At 53.2% G+C, this 16335-nt stretch carries 14 protein-coding genes; 7 read left to right on the forward strand and 7 right to left on the reverse strand.

Annotated elements, in window-relative coordinates; translation table 11 throughout:
• Window positions 1-175: 175 nt before the first annotated feature.
• Window positions 176-769 (reverse strand): TetR/AcrR family transcriptional regulator, encoded by a 594-nt coding sequence (locus ACSYTG_RS12185; RefSeq protein ID WP_278740593.1) that lies wholly within the window; start codon window positions 767-769, stop codon window positions 176-178.
• Window positions 770-973: 204 nt separating this feature from the next.
• On the opposite strand from ACSYTG_RS12185, the gene ACSYTG_RS12190 reads away from it, so the two are divergent.
• On the forward strand, window positions 974-2173 hold the full coding sequence (locus tag ACSYTG_RS12190; protein ID WP_165925932.1) for an MFS transporter: 1200 nt from the start codon (window positions 974-976) through the stop codon (window positions 2171-2173).
• Between the two features lie 73 nt (window positions 2174-2246).
• On the opposite strand, the gene ACSYTG_RS12195 is transcribed toward ACSYTG_RS12190, so the two are convergent.
• A complete protein-coding gene (locus ACSYTG_RS12195; RefSeq protein ID WP_086645119.1) occupies window positions 2247-2453 on the reverse strand; it encodes a cold-shock protein in 207 nt (68 codons plus the stop codon).
• A 400-nt stretch (window positions 2454-2853) separates the two neighbouring features.
• On the opposite strand from ACSYTG_RS12195, the gene ACSYTG_RS12200 reads away from it, so the two are divergent.
• Window positions 2854-3591, forward strand: a complete 738-nt coding sequence (locus ACSYTG_RS12200; RefSeq protein ID WP_489783372.1) for a hypothetical protein — start codon at window positions 2854-2856, stop codon at window positions 3589-3591.
• A 19-nt stretch (window positions 3592-3610) separates the two neighbouring features.
• Here the strand turns inward: ACSYTG_RS12200 and ACSYTG_RS12205 are convergent, their stop codons facing one another.
• The 4 genes from ACSYTG_RS12205 to ACSYTG_RS12220 form a co-directional block, all read right to left on the reverse strand.
• The gene (locus tag ACSYTG_RS12205; RefSeq protein ID WP_233129013.1) at window positions 3611-4552 is read right to left on the reverse strand and encodes a DMT family transporter; all 942 of its coding nucleotides are present in this window, start codon (window positions 4550-4552) and stop codon (window positions 3611-3613) included.
• A 199-nt stretch (window positions 4553-4751) separates the two neighbouring features.
• Window positions 4752-7553 carry a sensor domain-containing diguanylate cyclase gene (locus tag ACSYTG_RS12210; RefSeq protein ID WP_489783373.1) on the reverse strand — a complete coding sequence of 934 codons (2802 nt, stop codon included), beginning with the start codon at window positions 7551-7553 and terminating at the stop codon, window positions 4752-4754.
• Between the two features lie 232 nt (window positions 7554-7785).
• On the reverse strand, window positions 7786-8457 hold the full coding sequence (tmpT, locus tag ACSYTG_RS12215) for a thiopurine S-methyltransferase (protein WP_489783374.1): 672 nt from the start codon (window positions 8455-8457) through the stop codon (window positions 7786-7788).
• A 34-nt stretch (window positions 8458-8491) separates the two neighbouring features.
• A complete protein-coding gene (locus tag ACSYTG_RS12220; RefSeq protein WP_489783375.1) occupies window positions 8492-8818 on the reverse strand; it encodes a YnfA family protein in 327 nt (108 codons plus the stop codon).
• Between the two features lie 740 nt (window positions 8819-9558).
• Here ACSYTG_RS12220 and ACSYTG_RS12225 point away from each other — a divergent pair.
• The 5 genes from ACSYTG_RS12225 to ACSYTG_RS12245 all read left to right on the forward strand — a co-directional run bounded on the left by ACSYTG_RS12225 (window position 9559) and on the right by ACSYTG_RS12245 (window position 15564).
• Complete coding sequence (locus ACSYTG_RS12225) at window positions 9559-11763, forward strand: EAL domain-containing protein (RefSeq protein WP_253529743.1); 2205 nt, start codon at window positions 9559-9561, stop codon at window positions 11761-11763.
• 125 nt (window positions 11764-11888) lie between these two features.
• Window positions 11889-12806 carry an NUDIX hydrolase gene (locus tag ACSYTG_RS12230; RefSeq protein ID WP_489783376.1) on the forward strand — a complete coding sequence of 306 codons (918 nt, stop codon included), beginning with the start codon at window positions 11889-11891 and terminating at the stop codon, window positions 12804-12806.
• 86 nt (window positions 12807-12892) lie between these two features.
• Window positions 12893-13873, forward strand: coding sequence for a quinolinate synthase NadA (gene nadA / locus ACSYTG_RS12235; protein WP_095350187.1), 981 nt, complete (start codon window positions 12893-12895; stop codon window positions 13871-13873).
• Between the two features lie 21 nt (window positions 13874-13894).
• Entirely contained in the window at window positions 13895-14758 is an 864-nt protein-coding gene (gene nadC, locus ACSYTG_RS12240; protein WP_489783377.1) for a carboxylating nicotinate-nucleotide diphosphorylase, read from the forward strand.
• A 188-nt stretch (window positions 14759-14946) separates the two neighbouring features.
• Window positions 14947-15564, forward strand: coding sequence for a GcrA family cell cycle regulator (locus ACSYTG_RS12245; protein WP_489783379.1), 618 nt, complete (start codon window positions 14947-14949; stop codon window positions 15562-15564).
• Between the two features lie 67 nt (window positions 15565-15631).
• Here the strand turns inward: ACSYTG_RS12245 and ACSYTG_RS12250 are convergent, their stop codons facing one another.
• On the reverse strand, window positions 15632-16321 hold the full coding sequence (locus ACSYTG_RS12250) for a bactofilin family protein (protein ID WP_489783381.1): 690 nt from the start codon (window positions 16319-16321) through the stop codon (window positions 15632-15634).
• Between the last annotated feature and the right edge of the window lie 14 nt (window positions 16322-16335).

The raw sequence follows: 16335 nt of genomic DNA on the forward strand, positions 1-16335 counted from the left end.
AGGCTTGCTGGTTTGTGCTACTCATGTTGTCTATATATGTATGGATATAGATGCGGTCAACGACGAAAATAGACCGATCGGCTCATATCCGCCCTGCACGTTACGCACATGCTTGTAACAAAAGCATTTTAAAAAAGACCAAACCGGGTCGGTTTGAGCTACACACCCCGCCGGATCAGGGCAGAAGGAGCCGCTGGGACGCCTGCCATGTTTTTTCAAACGGCTGGGAGCGGTGCGTAATCTTGACCATTAAGGTCGCGCCAAGCCAGAGCTGGTATAAAGCCCCCGCCAGTGCCTGAGCCTCCATCCCACGCTGGACCGAGCCTTCCTGTTGCCCTTCCGCAATGGTGCGGGCAATGCGGTCTATAGCTTTGGCTGTGCCGGTATCCAGAATTCTGCGCATGCGTTCGGACAGGTCAGATACTTCAGCTGCCAGCTTAACAATCAGGCATTTATCGCCTGTTTTCCCATCCACATGCGTTTCCTGCCAGAAGCGGAAATACGCAAACAGCTGGTCCGCTGCATTACCAACATCGGGTGAGAACAGAGTGTCCATTTTTTGCAGATAATCATCCATGTAAATCCGCAAAAGTTCTTCGCCAAAAGCCTCCTTCGAATCAAAATAATGGTAAAATGATCCTTTGGGGATACTTGCAACTTCCAGTATCTGGGAAATGCCTACAGCAGAAAACCCACGCTCCCCAACAATAGACCGTGCGGCTTCTACAATACGCCTTTTGGCTGCATTATGCTTTTCTACAACACTCATGCGTATTTAATAGAGTATCTACAGTGCTCAGTCAATACAACTAGACCGATCGGTCTATAAAAATCCCCTTTTACTCTGCCGAATTCTTTGCGCCATGCCGGCACCAAAGGGCCTCTCCGGCTCCATGCCCCACATACTCATCACATTGCTGCTCATGCGCTTAACCTGCTGTGCAAAGCGTTCAAAATCTGTTCCAATTACGGCATGGCCACCGCACAAACATCAGCCGCATCTCCGATCAGGAAGGTTCTTTCCGTCGTTCTGTTCAATCTGCTTGTCTATATTGTTATAGGCATGCCCAATGCGGTCCTGACCATTTTTGTGCATACAACGCTGGGCTACAGCACAACGCTGGCCGGGCTAACCTTTGCCCTACAATATCTGGCCACCTTTGCGGCCCGCTCCTCCGCCGGACGGCTGGTGGACAGAATAGGCCCCAAACCCGTGGTTATTGGCGGGTTACTGACTTGCGTCTGCTCCGGCCTGCTCTTGGGGGGGGCGGGTCTGCTGCCATATGCCCCCTCTGCTTCCCTTGCCATTATATTGCTCAGCCGTCTTTTTCTGGGCTGGGCAGAAAGCTGGACAGCAACGGGTGTTATCATATGGAACATTCACCGCGTGGGGGCCGAGAACACAGCACTGGCCATATCATGGAACGGAATATGCTCTTACGGGGGCATTGCTCTGGGGGCACCGGTTGGTGCGGCACTTGCACTCCTGCCTGCACCGTATGGGGGGCTGGTTTCAGTTGGTGCCCTTTCTGCCGCATTACCACTCTTCGGGCTTGCTCTTATTGGCTTTTACCACGGAGCCCAGCCTCACCCATCAACTGAAACGCCTATTGCTTTCAGCAAGGCATTGCATCTGGTTCTGTGGCACGGCTCGGCCCTTGCCGCAGGCTCTATCGGGTTTGCCGCCATCTCGTCTTTTCTGGCACTGTATTATGCAGCCCATCATTGGACTGGCGCGGCTACGGCACTTGCTGTTTTTGGCATCGTGTTTGTGTGTATCCGGTTTTTCTTTGCATCCCAGATCAAACGGCGCGGAGGCGTGTTTGTCGCCATTGTTTCCTTGCTGGTCGAAGCGATTGGACTGGTTGTTATTGGGGTTTTTCCGTCCCATACCAGTGCATTGCTGGGGGCAGCCCTAACAGGGGCAGGCTTTTCGCTTCTGTTCCCGGCATTAGGGGTTCTGGCGGTTAACAAGGCAGGCCCTCATAACCGTGGTGCTGCACTCAGCGCTTATTCCATCTTTCTGGACCTGGCCATTGCGTGTTCAGGCTTTACACTTGGGCCTATCATTGAACTTGCGGGCTACCCCGCCATGTTCCTGGCCAGTGCCACCTGCTGCCTGGTCGGGGCCATGATCAGCTACCTGTTAACACGCGCGCCAGACCACACCTGACCGGACTTAACCCCAGACATAAAAAAAGCCGCCCCGAAAGGCGGCTTCAGACAGCATTTCTGCTGGTCTGGTCTTAAACTGCCTTGAGATTGACAGCAGACTTTTTGCCGTTACGGCCAGCTTCGATTTCGTAAGAAATCTGCTGCCCTTCGCTGAGCGAAGCCATACCTGCACGTTCGAGAGCAGTAATGTGAACGAACACGTCCTGCGCACCATCCTCAGGCTGGATAAAACCGAAACCCTTGGTCGAATTAAACCATTTTACGGTGCCTGTTGCCATAACTAGGCTCCTTTTTAACGTCGTGGTCGCGCACAGAACACGTGCGCAATCGTAACTTCTAACAGGACAAGGCTGGCACAACGCGCACCAACTCGCCTTATAAGAGCATCCACTCTATATTTTTCCCATACATCCAATACAAAGGCAAGTTATTATTTTTATAATGGACATAATTTTATTTTATAAGATCAAGAATTTTATGCATGATATTGAATTTGTTACACCTTATTAATTTACATATCATTCCGATTTATTTTTACACATCTCTTTTTTATAATCTTTTAAAGGCTGTTCCTTTCCATAGCCCCCTCCCCAACATTGCCCCTGCATGCTGGATGGAAACCACAGTTCGCGTTATGGAGCACTCTTTGGTCCATACAAAACACCAAGGCCTGTCTGCATGCCCTACTCCTCCGCCCCACAAAACCAGACAACGGGTTCAGATGGTGTTGTCTGGAAAGATTTTCCTCAGGCGGCCCTTCTTAACCTTGTCACAACCGAAATCGTGCGCAATTTTGCACGCCCGTTACAAGATGATAACCGGCGCGTACATGCCCCTACGCTATTTGCGGCTTTAGGGAGCGTTTGTGGGTTTGCCGCCCAAACCAGTCTGCTTGCGCTCATACACTCTGGGCAACGGCCAGAGCAGGATATAATGGCCCATACACTGGCTGGGGGACGGACCTTTATGTTTGGTGAGCAGCTCAACCAACTGCTGATGCAAGGTGACGCCAGTGTGCATAACCCCGGCCTGTGGCCCTGCCTGAGTGGGCCTGCACTCCAGAACGGCTGCTCCGCACAGGACTTACCGGACCTGAACGCCCAGTTTGCAAGCGTTGCCAGCCGCCTGGGCACCACAGAAGAAGGCATGCCTGATGTTGAAGCCCACTTCCGCCCTCTGATTGCTACAGAAAACCTGCGCGAGGCCATGTGGGCATACGTGGAACCTATTTTTCAGCAGGATTACCCCGATCAACCCGGACCATATGGCCCGCTCCCAAAACCGTTCTGGGGCTCCGCCATGACCGTTGCCACAGGCATGCTGTTCAACACCATGTGCAAGGTCATGGACACACGCATTGCCATGACCATTATCCTGCAATCCGCCATTTTTGGTTCAAAAATTATAGAAGCCTGAAGCAGCGGCCCCAACCCGGTCAACTCACGAGTTGACCGGCCTTGTCTGCCTTACGGGCTTTACGGCGGGCAAGGCGTTCCTTCATGGCCATCCGCTCATAGCGGATTCTCTGACGCACCCAGTTCAGAATACCGGAAGACATTAGCACAATAATACCCACGAATGTCCAACCATCCAGCGGCTGGCGGAATACGAGGTAGCTCAAAGCCACCCCCCACACCATCTGGCTGTACTGCGGCAGCGCAACACGGTTAGCAGGTGCTCTGGCTGTTGCCATCATCATCATCAACTGCCCCAAAGCCGCAAGAAAGCCGTAACCAAACAGATAGACCCATGCTGTCATTGTGGCAGGCCATTGTGCATGCAGCCCCATAAGCAGCCCATTGCCAACCAGAGGACCAATCAGGCTTGAACCAAACAGGGACAGGCGCGTGGGCTCCTTATCCGCCAGACGATAGGCAATAACACTGCCAGCGTTGGCAAAAGCTGCGATCAGCGCGCACAGGTGTCCCCATTGCAGCGCACGAAGCCCGGGGCGCAGAACAATAAGAACCCCGACAAACCCCAGTACAACCGCCAGCCATGCCCAGAATGACACTTTTTCCTTGAGCAGCAGCACGGACAGGATTGTTACAAACAGCGGCATAAGAAACATGAGCGAAAGGGCTTCGGGCATGGGGAGCAGCATAAACGCTTCCACACTGGCAGCCGTAGCAGCAAACACACACCCAGCACGCAGCAACCACATGCCCCATTTTTGCGGCCTGACGATATCCAGATAGGATTCACCGGACCTGCGGATAAAGGGCAGAATAAGAAAACCAAAAACCCCGCCAGAAAAAGCCACTTCAAATGGATCAAGCTGGCCAGCCAGCAATTTGGAAAATGCATCACTCACTGCAAAAGACGCATAAGCGCCAAAGGCCAGAGCCATGCCGGAAAAAAGAGTCTTTGTGTCCATTGAAGCCGCTATATCTGTGAGAAAAGTCCTGTATTCAGGACAATATTTGGTAGCAATAAGGGCCAGCTAGCACAAAGTAAAACGGTAATTTTTGCGCTGTATTTCTGGCATCAGGTTTTTCAATCAATCCCATGTTGCGCATAACGCAAACTCAGGCCGACAGAAAACACCTCTTTTGCACCATGCGGAGCCCGCTACCTCAGAGCAGGGGAGCATCCGGTGCGTCACCCGCAAGATCCTTCACCAAAAACCACCATTTTTCACGCGTTTTTTTATTCTGTTTTGCGTGATACATGGCCTTATCGGCCCGTTTGAGCAAACTTTCGGCATTTTCACCATCCTGCGGGTACAATGCCACCCCCAGTGTCATACCAACAGTTGCGGTGTCCTCCACTGTAACCGGAAAAGGCTTTTCAACTGCTGTATGCAACGCGGCCAGCACAACTTCCACCTGCTCAACCGCCTGCGTGGGTGTCAGTCCTTCAAACACCACAACAAACTCATCGCCACCCAACCGGGCAACAAAATCTGTCTGGCGTATCCGGGCTTGCAGGTTTTGCCCCAGTTGCTGCAAAAGCCTGTCCCCAGCTTCGTGCCCGTATGTATCATTCACCTGTTTAAAGCCGTCCAGATCAATCATGCCAATGGCAACACTGGTCGTCTGGCGCTGCGCACGGGCAAGAGCTTGCGGCAGATACTCCGTAAGCGCCAGACGGTTGGGCAGGCCGGTCAGCATATCATGCCGGGCGCGGGCAGCTTCCTGCTCCTGCAAACATTCAATGCGCTGTTTCACATCGAGCTTGTCCAGCGCATGGCCCAACAGGCTGGCAACCCGTTTGCACAATGCAATGCTTGGCGCATCAAACACCTGCGCCTGAGGGGAAACAAAGGTCATGATCGCCCATATCTGGCCATCACGCCAAATGGGTGCACACAGCACCGCACGCCAGTTATTGGCGCGTATAAACTCAAAGCAGGGACTATTGGCCTGCTCTGCAAGTTCATCGTTGCTATAAGCAAGATCCCTGTCGCGCCATGCACGCATAATCACCAGCGGCTGGGACAGGGAGCAGGATTGATCCAGACAGTTGTTGATCTGCTCTATCCCTTCGGTACCCTCCCCGGCATGGGATAAAACCTCCAGCTGCCCTACGTCGCTTACTCGACCAATCCAGACCGCATGGAACAGCGTATCCCGCACCAGATCCAGGCAGGCCCGGCGACACATCTCGCGTTCATCCGTGGCCAGCAACACGGCATCTGCCGCGTTCACCAGTGCATGGTACAAACGCCTTGCGACATCCCTGCTGGTTACATCCTCGAGCGTCCAGACAGAAATATCATTTTGCAGATCAGACAATTTTACGCCTGAACAATCAGCAATCAAAATCTGTCCATCGGAGCGGGCAAGGCGCACGCCGGTTATCCGCACTGTACGCTTTTGCTCAAGCTGTTCATAAAACTCGGCAATACGCTCGAACTCGGCCTGATCTGCGTAGAATATTTCGGTTGATTTGCCAACAAGGGCATCAGGCTCAAGACCAAACATATGCGTGGCATATGAGTTGGTCATCTGAACAACCCTGTTTTTTACAAGAAGAATCCCCACAAGGGAATTATCCAGCAAGGCGGTTTTCAACTGCTGGCTATAAATCCTATCCAGACCCATGGAAATATTAATGCAGACTTCCTTGAGCAGGATCTGGAGCTGATCATCAAAAATATCTGCTTTTTCATGATAAACACTAAAAACAGCCCAGACCTTGCCATCCCTGTAAATCGGCAGAGCCGTATTGGAACGCAACCCCAGCTTGAGCGCGCGTTCTTTCCATGGCGCAAGGGCGGCGTTACTGGAGAAAGACGCATTAAAAATAGGTAGCCCCGTGCGCCAGACCTGACCAATAGTACCCCGCCCTTCCGGCAGGTCCCCCCGCGCGGAAATGGCAATATTATTCAGATACGCCCGCGCACCGCTTATTGCGAGCATCTGAAACCACTGCGCTTCATCCGGTCGGGCAATAAGGGCAATTCTAAAATGAGTATAGCGTATGGCCATATCGCAGATTTCCTGCAAAAGCCCCGCTTCATCATTTGCCTGACTGGCACATTGGCTGGCCTGTGCCATAAACATGTTAAAATCGGTCAGCCTGCGCAAATGCGCCATCTGCTCACGATCACGCCGACGGATTAAAAACTCCCCGACGAGCAATAACAGGACAAGCAGCAGTGCCTCCGCACTCCAGCGCGCGGGAGCCTGCTGGCTGTATGCGTGCCATACGCGCGAGGAAGATACCAGCGTCTGCACAACAAACGGGTAACCCGGCACAGGGGCCAGCGCGACCATTTCCGGCTTTACAGACAACAAAGGGTGAACCTGCACCTGCATATGCAGCAAATGGGTCAGGGACTGCCCGCTCCGGGTATCAATAACCGTAAAATCCCAGCTCCGGTAATCCGGTGGCAGTTCCTGCTCATCCAGAAACCTGCTGAGCCGGTAAGGAGACCCTAAAAAATAGCCCGCTTTTCCACCGTCTTTTTCGCGCACCCGCATTGGCAGCACGACTGTTCCCAGACTTTCCGAATAATGCACCGGCCCCAGAAGGTGATGTGGCATTTTGGGAACGGGTAAAAAATCCCGCAATGGTTCATCCAGTGCTTTTTTCTGCTCCGAGCTGGACCATTGTATGCTCTCACCATCAGCCCCCAGAACACTAAAAGTCGAGTAAGCCGGGCGCGAAAGCAGATAGTGCCGAAGCGACAGCTCAACCTGGGGAGAAAGAGGAGTGCCAAGCTTGTCATCCGCACCGCGCAGCGCGGCCAGCGCCATATCCAGCTCGGTAAAGCGGGTATCCAGCCGCTCCATAATCAGGTTGGCATAAGCCTGACTATCCCGGCGGGCAGCCTCGTTAATTCTGGAAATGGCATGCTGGTATTCATCAAACTCAACGGCTGTACCGCAGATTGCCACAACCAGAACTGGCAGCCCATAGCTCACCATCATTTTTGCCGGCTTTTTTATGGCTCTGAAAACCTGAGAAGCCGCAACAAAGAAGGATGGGAATGGACTCACGCGCATGACCATATGCAGGATTTTATAACAAGCTCACAGGCAATATATACGACGCTATGCCCAAGACTCTATGTTTTTTAAGTAATGGATACAAATATTTTACAGATTTTTTGCAAAAATCAGCACGCGGCCCAAATTCATAAAAAGTCAAACCAAATATGGATTAAATTTTCTGGCCACTCGCAGGCGCTTCATCACGCCCTTGCAAAATCCAGACATGCTCAAACCCCGGTTCTTTTCCCTTTATGCCTCTGGGCACAGGCAGGCGCTCAATACTCTCGATATTATAAGTCTGCCCGTAATACCGCTCCACATCATGCGCCATAACGGCATAGGGCGGACCAGACAGGCGGGACTGATCATATTCAACACAAATCAAAAACTGTTCTGATTTACAGGAAATTTCCATAACATGCTGCGCATAACGCACGCGTATATCCTCAGGTAACGCCACCAGAGCGGCCCTATCGTAAACCGCATCAACCGGACCGAGTATGGTGTGCGTCAGCACAAAAATATCCGCCACAAAAATTTTTATATCAGGACCTTCAAACACCATGATTTCTGGAGACAGAGAAAACACAGCGGGTTGAATCCCCAATTCAGCAAAAAGCTGTTCAACCGCCAGGCGACTCAGTTCCACACCGACAACTTTGCACCTCTGTTCTAGGAGCCAGTGGATATCCAGTGTCTTCCCACATAACGGCACAAAAACCCGCCCCCCTGGAGACAAACCGAGCCTGGAAAAATACTGCACCAAAGCATGATGCGGGCAAGGAGTATGAAACCCGATTTCGTTTTGACGCCATTTTGCAAGCCAGAACTCTGCGTTCATGAATACACATGCCTCCGCCAGAACAAATAATCGCTCACCGCGCGTGGGGCGCCAATAAAATAACAACCGTACCCAGCAGGCATAAACCCACATCCAGAAAATCCCACGGGTCTGGTCGCGCTCCTTCTGCCAGCCACATCCAGAAAACCGCTACCAGAATGTAAATACCCCCGTAGGCTGCGTAAGCACGCCCCGCCACGGATGTATCAATCAGGGTTAAAAGATACGCGAACAGAAGCAGGCAACAACACCCCGGCACAAGCCAGAGGGGCGTTTTCCCCAAACGCAGCCACCCCCAGAAGGCAAAACACCCGCCGATTTCAGCTATTGCAGCAGCCAGAAAAATTAAGCCTGTCTTCATGCTCTCTTGTCACAACCATCTATCTGATCCTTCACCGCTCCTTTAAAAGAGGGCCGGATACAGGGTCATGCCTGCATATCACGCTTCAGAGCAAAAACCTGACATTAAAATTAAGCCATTTAAACCAGTCAGGCACCGTATGAAGCAATGCTTTACCTTGTTTGTTTTTCTCCACAATCCGCTAGCAAAACCCTGCTTTTCCGCCCCGGAGCAGGAGCGGGAAATTATCCTTTAAATAACTGTAAAATTAGATTTTTTTTACCTATTTTTAAAAAATATATGGACGCTCCACTGTTGTAACGCCAATGTGACAATGGTGGTATAAGAATCACGATAAGCTTCATGGTGGGGTTTTGCTGCGAAGCAATTCCTCCAGATCTTAAAACATTTTTGACGCCTTGCGATAACAATAAAAACATTACGTGTGTCATCACAAGGGAATATATACGACATGAGTTTGATTATTTTTGACAAATTTATTGAATATAACGCACAAACACTAGAACTATATTTTATTTTTTCTGTTCTGTTTTATATAACATGCCATTTTCTGAAAAATAATTTTCCAATTTCTCATACTTTCAACAAAATTTATTTGACTTTGCAATCACCCATATATTCAATTTTCAAAAGACCTCACACACCAAACCATGCCTTGCGCAATGCGGTTCTTCCATCTGGCATGAATGTCATGAGGCAGATGTCCCTCTGGTTTAGCCTTCTGCTTAAAGATTGAGTCCATGCCAGAACTTGCAAACCCGCTCACGCTCTCAGGCTATACCAACACGTTTTACGCGGCCATTCTTGAACAGGCGACTGATGGCGTCATCATCATTGATGACCAGAACAGGATTGTTTTTTTCAATGCTGCGGCAGAGCATTTGTGGGGGTGTTCGGCATCTGCGGTTCTGGGGAATAATGTTGACCTACTGATCCCCCTAGGGCACCGCCAGCACCATAATGACTATATTGAACACCATCGCAAGACGGGGATTCACCGCCTTGTCAACACCTCGCGCGAAGTTACGTTTGTTCGCAGCAATGGAGATTATGTTGCCGCAGAACTCTCGTTATCTACTGCTCTGATCGGGAAAGATAACAAACGCTATTACATGGCTTTTATTAAAGGTGTGACCGAAGAAGTCCACCGCCGCAAGCTACTGGAACTGCAAAGCGAGGTTTTTGCCGCACTCGCAGATTACACAACCATACACGATGTTGCAGACATGCTGTGCAGCAAGGTGGAAGAACTTGTTCCCAACAGCATAGCCACACTCCTGCACATTACCCCACAGGGGGGGCTTTCCATTCTTTCGGGGAAAAGCCTGCCCAGCAGCAAGGTCAACAAGCTGGACAATCTGGTTTTAAGTGCGTCGGATATCCAGACCCTGCGCACAAACCCACACCATGCCTGCGCCCTGATCTGGACCCCAAAACAGGGTCAAAGCCAGCTCAACGATCTGCATGACTGCTGGGCATCGGCCATCTGCAACGGTGCGGGGGAACTGATCGGTATTTTTGCACTTTTCTCACGCAACAAGGAAAAAATCACTGACTGGCCGCAAAAAATTGTCACAGGGTGCATTCCGTCCTGCGCATCCATTATAGAACATGAAAAAACACTCTATAAAATCAATAATTTTAATAATATTGATTCCCTAACGGGGCTTCTGAACAGAACAGCCCTGTCCACCCGCCTGAGGCAGATGCTGGCGCAGACCGGGCAGGCACCCTTTGCCATTCTGATGCTTGACGTTGATCTTTTGCAGGATGTCAACAATGTCATGGGGTACAATAGTGGGGACATCCTGCTCCAGACCATTGCCCGCCGCATTGCCGCTTTTTGCCGCGGGCAAAATCTGGTTGCCCGTTTGGGAGGGGATGATTTTGTGGTTGTCATGCCTGATGCAGACCGCAACAAAGCCTGCAAACTGGCCCATGACCTGAACTGCATATCCCGCGAGCCCATAGAGGTTAAGGGCCGTGATCTGGTTGCCTCCCTGAGCATAGGGATCAGCCTTTACCCCGATGATGGCACGGAAATAGAGGAAATACTGGGCGCTTCCGAAATTGCCATGCGGCAGACCAAAAAACAGGCCCGTGGCGGGTTCCGTTTTTTTGGTAAAGGCGGCAACAGCAATATGCGCGAACGTCTGATTATTGGCTCTGCCCTGCGCGAAGCGTTGCAAAAAATGCAGCTTCATCTGGTCTATCAGCCCCAGATTTGCGCATTAACGGGCACCCTGTGCGGCGTTGAGGCACTCAGCCGCTGGCAGCACCCCACACTTGGCTTTATTCCACCCTCCACCTTTATTCCCATTGCCGAGGAAACCGGGCAGATTGAAGCCATAGGTCTATGGTCGCTGGATAAATCCTGCCAGCAGGTCATAGAATGGGAGCAGAACAATGTTTATGTTCCCATTGTCAGCGTAAACATGTCTGCTGTTCATTTTTGCAGCATGGACCTGCCAGACCAGATTCTCTCCGTATTGCAGAAGTACAATCTGGCCCCGCATCGCCTGACCATAGAAATTACCGAAAGTGTGGCCATGCGGCAGGACCCCGAAACAGCCGCCAACCTGACTGCCATCCGCAATATTGGTGTTGGCCTGTCCATGGATGATTTTGGTACGGGCTTTTCGTCCCTGTCACGGCTTGCACAACTCCCGCTGACAGAGATCAAAATCGACCGCAGTTTTATTGAGAATTTTGAAAACAACATCAGTTCTCTTGTTGTTGCAGAAGCTGCAATCAACATTGGCAAACGCCTTGGTATCAAGGTCGTTACAGAAGGTGTTGAGCACGAAGCGCAGGAAACCAAGTTGCAACAACTGGGTTGCGATATTCTGCAGGGCTATTTTTACAGCAAACCCCTCCCCGCAAAGGACATGCCCCTCTGGCTGGACACATTTCCCGCCAGACGGGCCATCTCCCCCTTGGCCTGAGCGGGCCTGTTCTTTTATAACTCTTTTACCACGCGGGCATGGCGCGCTTCTTCTCACGCACGGCGTCATGCACACTCATGTTATGACACTTGCCAGACACCACACGTTCAGACACTTTGCCAGCCATGATCAGTCCTTTGGCCCCCCCCATACCCCAAAACGCACAGCCAGTATTGTGTGAGACCGAACTGGTGGCTGTTCTGGTCAGTATCAGCAACAATACGCCACACATTCTAACGCTGGAGCATGGCCGTTCCTTTCCGTCCGGCCCGCTTATGGTGGAGCATCGCTCCTTGCAAAAAGGGATGCGCAACTGGGTGGAACACCAGACCGGCCTCAAGCTTGGTCATACAGAACAGCTTTATACCTTTGCCGACCCCCTGCATGGGCAGGGCCACCAGATGGTGCAGATTTCCTACATGGCGTTCATCCGCCAGAACTGCGACCACAGTCTGGCCGAGCGTTCCATTTATGACTACTTCCCATGGGAAGACCGGCGGGATGCAACAACCTGCCCATTGCTGCATACCATTGCCATGCGCCTCAAACAGTGGGCCGCCGGTAACACGCAGCGCTGGCAAAGATGCACCACTGTTTTTGGCCTTGAGGACCATGCCTGGAACGATGAACTCAGCCTCCAGCGTTATGAACTGCTCTGGGAGGCCGGGCTTGTGCCCGAATCCTCGTGGCAGAATGGCGCGCACCTGCCGGGCCTGAGCATGCACCGCGACTACCGGCGCATTCTGGCCACGGCACTTTCACGCATGCGGGCAAAAATACGCTACACACCGGCAGTGTTCGACCTACTGCCCCGGCAGTTTACCTTGTTGCAACTTCAACAGGCCATGGAGGCTCTGGCGGGACGCGCCATGCACAAACAGAACTTCCGGCGGCTTGTGCAGCAGCAAAAACTGGTCAGCCGCACCGCGGAATACGATTCCCCCCCACAGGGCCGGCCAGCACAACTGTATCAATTCGCACCCGAAACAGCCGAACACTGCTATCTGGCAGGCGCCAAACTTCCTTTACCTGCCATCTCCTGAAAAAGTGTTTGGTTCGGCCCTTGCAATTCCTGAATGCTATATATACTCAATAAGAGCATATATAGCACGGGAAACGGAACACAACCATGTCTGCCTCTCTCATGCCCAGCAGGGATGAATTATACCACCCTGTTGCCCACATTATGCTGCGGGACCAGTGGGAAGCCAATTACGCGGCGGATATTGAAGCCATCCTGCGCTTGAAGCAGGAAAAAAATGCCGTCATTCTGGCCCATAATTACCAAACACCGGAAATCTTCCATTGTGTGGCAGATATTCGGGGCGACAGTCTGGCTCTGGCGCGTGCGGCACAAACGGTGGATGCCTCTACCATGGTGATGGCCGGCGTGCATTTTATGGCCGAAACCGCAAAACTGCTGAACCCGGAAAAAACTGTTCTTATCCCGGATGCTACGGCAGGGTGCTCTCTCGCCGAAGGCATTACCGCAGACAACGTGCGAACGCTCAAAAAGCGCTACCCCGGTGTGCCCGTTGTAACCTACGTTAACAGCACAGCCGATGTAAAAGCGGAAAGCGATGTCTGCTGCACATCGGGCAATGCGCGCCGCATTGTGGAAAGTCTGGGTGTTCCCCGCGTGATTATGATCCCCGACGAGTTTCTGGCCCGCAACATCGAAGCCGAAACCGGCATAGAAATGCTGACATGGCCAGCCCACTGCGAAGTACATGAACGCTTTACCCCGCAGGAAATCCGCCAGTACCGGCGCCTGCACCCCGATGTGAGTGTCATTGCGCACCCCGAATGCCCGCCCGACGTGGTTGCAGAGGCCGACCATGCAGGCTCCACTGCACAGATGATCAGCTTTATTGACCAGACCAAACCGCAAAAGGTCCTGCTGGTTACAGAGTGTTCCATGAGCGACAACCTTGCGGCACTCTATCCGCAAACGCAGTTTGTACGCCCGTGCAACCTGTGCCCGCACATGAAGCGGATTACCCTGTCCAACATCCGTCAGGCACTGGAAACCATGCAGACGGAAGTGACCATCCCTGAACATCTGCAACACCCCGCCCGTATGGCGGTGGAGCGGATGCTGGCAATTTAAGCCCCCAGACCGGAGCCTGACATGACCACAAACCTGCATCTTCCCACCCTTTTATGGGAACCCATTGTGCGCACCGCACTCATGGAAGATCTGGGAATTGGGGGGGATGTCACCACACAGGCGCTGGCCCAGCCGGGGCAGCAACTGCATGCCATCTTCCGCAGCCGCCAGAATGGTGTTCTGTGCGGGCTGGAAGGAGCCCGACAGGCTTTTGCCATACTGGACCCCAGCGTGCGCTTCAGCCAGATCAAGCAAGATGGCAACCAGATTGCACAAGGGGACGTTCTGGCCACCGTGGAAGGCAACGCCACCACCCTGCTGGCTGGGGAGCGCACGGCATTGAACCTGCTGTCACACCTGAGCGGCATCGCCACGCATACGCACCATATTGTGCAAGCCGTAGCTGGCACCAAAGCCCGTGTGGCCTGCACCCGTAAAACCCTGCCGGGATTAAGAAGCCTGCAAAAATACGCGGTGCGCGCCGGGGGCGGGAGCAGCCACAGGCTCCGGCTGGACGATGCCATTCTGATCAAGGACAACCATATTGCCCTGTGCGGTGGCAACATACGAAAAGCCCTGCTTTCTGCCCGTACATACGCAGGACACCTGATGAAGGTGGAACTGGAAGTCGATACCCTCGAACAGCTTGAGGAAGCCCTGTCCGGACCGGGGGCGGATGTCTATCTGCTGGATAACATGTCCGTACCCCAGCTTGAACAGGCCGTGCGCATGATTAACGGGCGCGCACTGGCCGAGGCCTCTGGCGGCATCACGCTCAAAACAGCCCCCGCCATTGCCCAGACCGGGGTGGATGTGCTCTCGCTCGGCTGGCTGACCCATAGCGTGCAGGCACTCGATATTGGTCTGGATATTGTGCAGAGCTAGGCACAGGTCCCTGCCCTTCCACCACCCATAAACCCGGCAAAACCACTTTTTGCAGGCATGAACACACCACAGGGCACCCAGACTGCGGGCTTTCCGCTTGAGATACGAGTGCCATCCTCCTAATATGCACAACGTAGAAGCACTGGTATTTTGCCAGCCCGCCATGCAATGCTCAAAGGTGCCTGTTAATGGAGTGGTCCGAAGAAATAATCGCCCAGCTTAAGGACCTCTGGGCGGAAGGTCTTTCAACGGCGGAAATCGGCAGGCGTCTTTCCATTACCAAGAACGCAGTGGTCGGCAAGGCGCACAGGCTGGGCCTGCCGCCGCGTCCCTCCCCCATCCGGCGGAACGGCAGCAAACCCAAGGCAGCGGCCGACAAAGCCGAGCAGCCCACGCTTATTCCCCCCACACAGGAAGTCCCCGTTAGCCGCACGGCAACTCCGGCTCCGTCCGTGGCACCTGCTACACAGCCGGTTGCTGCAACCGCGCCTACACCTGTTGCAGCCCCCTCCCCGGCACCTGCTGCTGCGACTGAGGCAGGTACGGTGGATGATAAAACTGCCAGAAAAGAAAAAGCGGCACCCGTTGCGCGCACCAGCACCAAACCCAAAACACTGCTGCGCAGCATCTCGGACCCCGAACCACAAAAGCGCCGCGGCCCATCCTGCTGCTGGCCTATTGGCGACCCTGGCACACCGGGTTTTCATTTTTGTGGTGCAACGCCCATCCCGGGCAAACCCTATTGCGAGGAACACGCCCAGATCGCCTATGTGCGTCTGCGTGACCGCCGCGACAGTGTAGCCTGATCAGCCACACCCAAGCATGATGCCTGATGGTGGCACTAGCACCACCATCAGGCTAACAGGCAGATAATCAGCCTTCAATCGCCTTAACCGGCTCAGCCGCGCTATCAGCCGTTTTGGTTGTGGCACTGCCTTCAGCCAGCATTTCCAGCTGCCCTGTAATCTGGCCACCATCTTCCACTTTCAGGCGATGGCAGGCGGCCTTACCCAGCAGGCGGCCGCTACCACGTACGGTCAACCCGCCACGTGCGGTCAGGGAACCATCCACAGTACCGGCGATTTCCGCATTTTCTACTTCCACACCACCACGGAACAGGCCACCTGGCATAACAACCAGTTCCTTGGCCGTGATCATGCTGGATTCAACCGTCCCTTCAACCACCAGACGCTCTGCATCCTGCACCGTGCCCTGCACGCTAATGCCGCGCCCGACAACCAGAGTACGCTGTTCCAGGCCATCCTTTTTCGGCTGGATCTGCGTGGGCAGGCCACGGGCGGCGGCAGCTCCGGGCATAGGCGGAATACCAGCACCTGCAGGAAGAGAAGAACCAGACGGAAAAGGTGCACGACCCATAGGTGAAGTTTCCTTTGAATTATCAGAATGCGATACGGGAGCCCCAGCCGCAGAACTACCCTGAGCCGCCGCATTGGACGGAAGAACAGTGCCAGATGCCCCTGCCGGACGCGCAGAACCCTGCTGCACGGTAGAGGGTGCCTGTGTGTTTGGCTGACTATCTTCAGGCTTACGTCTTTTGAACAAGAAAATCCCCCGCC

It is taken from the genome of Acetobacter sp. ESL1128, assembly GCF_058505085.1.

What these genes read in the sequence shown, in the direction of transcription:
- ACSYTG_RS12230 (WP_489783376.1), top strand. Translation starts at nt 11,889, where the DNA reads ATGATCAGTCCTTTGGCCCCCCCCATACCCCAAAACGCACAGCCAGTA.
- ACSYTG_RS12225 (WP_253529743.1), top strand. Translation starts at nt 9,559, where the DNA reads ATGCCAGAACTTGCAAACCCGCTCACGCTCTCAGGCTATACCAACACG.
- ACSYTG_RS12185 (WP_278740593.1), bottom strand. Translation starts at nt 769, where the DNA reads ATGAGTGTTGTAGAAAAGCATAATGCAGCCAAAAGGCGTATTGTAGAA.
- ACSYTG_RS12210 (WP_489783373.1), bottom strand. Translation starts at nt 7,553, where the DNA reads ATGATGGTGAGCTATGGGCTGCCAGTTCTGGTTGTGGCAATCTGCGGT.
- nadC (WP_489783377.1), top strand. Translation starts at nt 13,895, where the DNA reads ATGACCACAAACCTGCATCTTCCCACCCTTTTATGGGAACCCATTGTG.
- ACSYTG_RS12200 (WP_489783372.1), top strand. Translation starts at nt 2,854, where the DNA reads ATGCCCTACTCCTCCGCCCCACAAAACCAGACAACGGGTTCAGATGGT.
- nadA (WP_095350187.1), top strand. Translation starts at nt 12,893, where the DNA reads ATGTCTGCCTCTCTCATGCCCAGCAGGGATGAATTATACCACCCTGTT.
- ACSYTG_RS12245 (WP_489783379.1), top strand. Translation starts at nt 14,947, where the DNA reads ATGGAGTGGTCCGAAGAAATAATCGCCCAGCTTAAGGACCTCTGGGCG.
- ACSYTG_RS12205 (WP_233129013.1), bottom strand. Translation starts at nt 4,552, where the DNA reads ATGGACACAAAGACTCTTTTTTCCGGCATGGCTCTGGCCTTTGGCGCT.
- tmpT (WP_489783374.1), bottom strand. Translation starts at nt 8,457, where the DNA reads ATGAACGCAGAGTTCTGGCTTGCAAAATGGCGTCAAAACGAAATCGGG.
- ACSYTG_RS12195 (WP_086645119.1), bottom strand. Translation starts at nt 2,453, where the DNA reads ATGGCAACAGGCACCGTAAAATGGTTTAATTCGACCAAGGGTTTCGGT.
- ACSYTG_RS12220 (WP_489783375.1), bottom strand. Translation starts at nt 8,818, where the DNA reads ATGAAGACAGGCTTAATTTTTCTGGCTGCTGCAATAGCTGAAATCGGC.
- ACSYTG_RS12190 (WP_165925932.1), top strand. Translation starts at nt 974, where the DNA reads ATGGCCACCGCACAAACATCAGCCGCATCTCCGATCAGGAAGGTTCTT.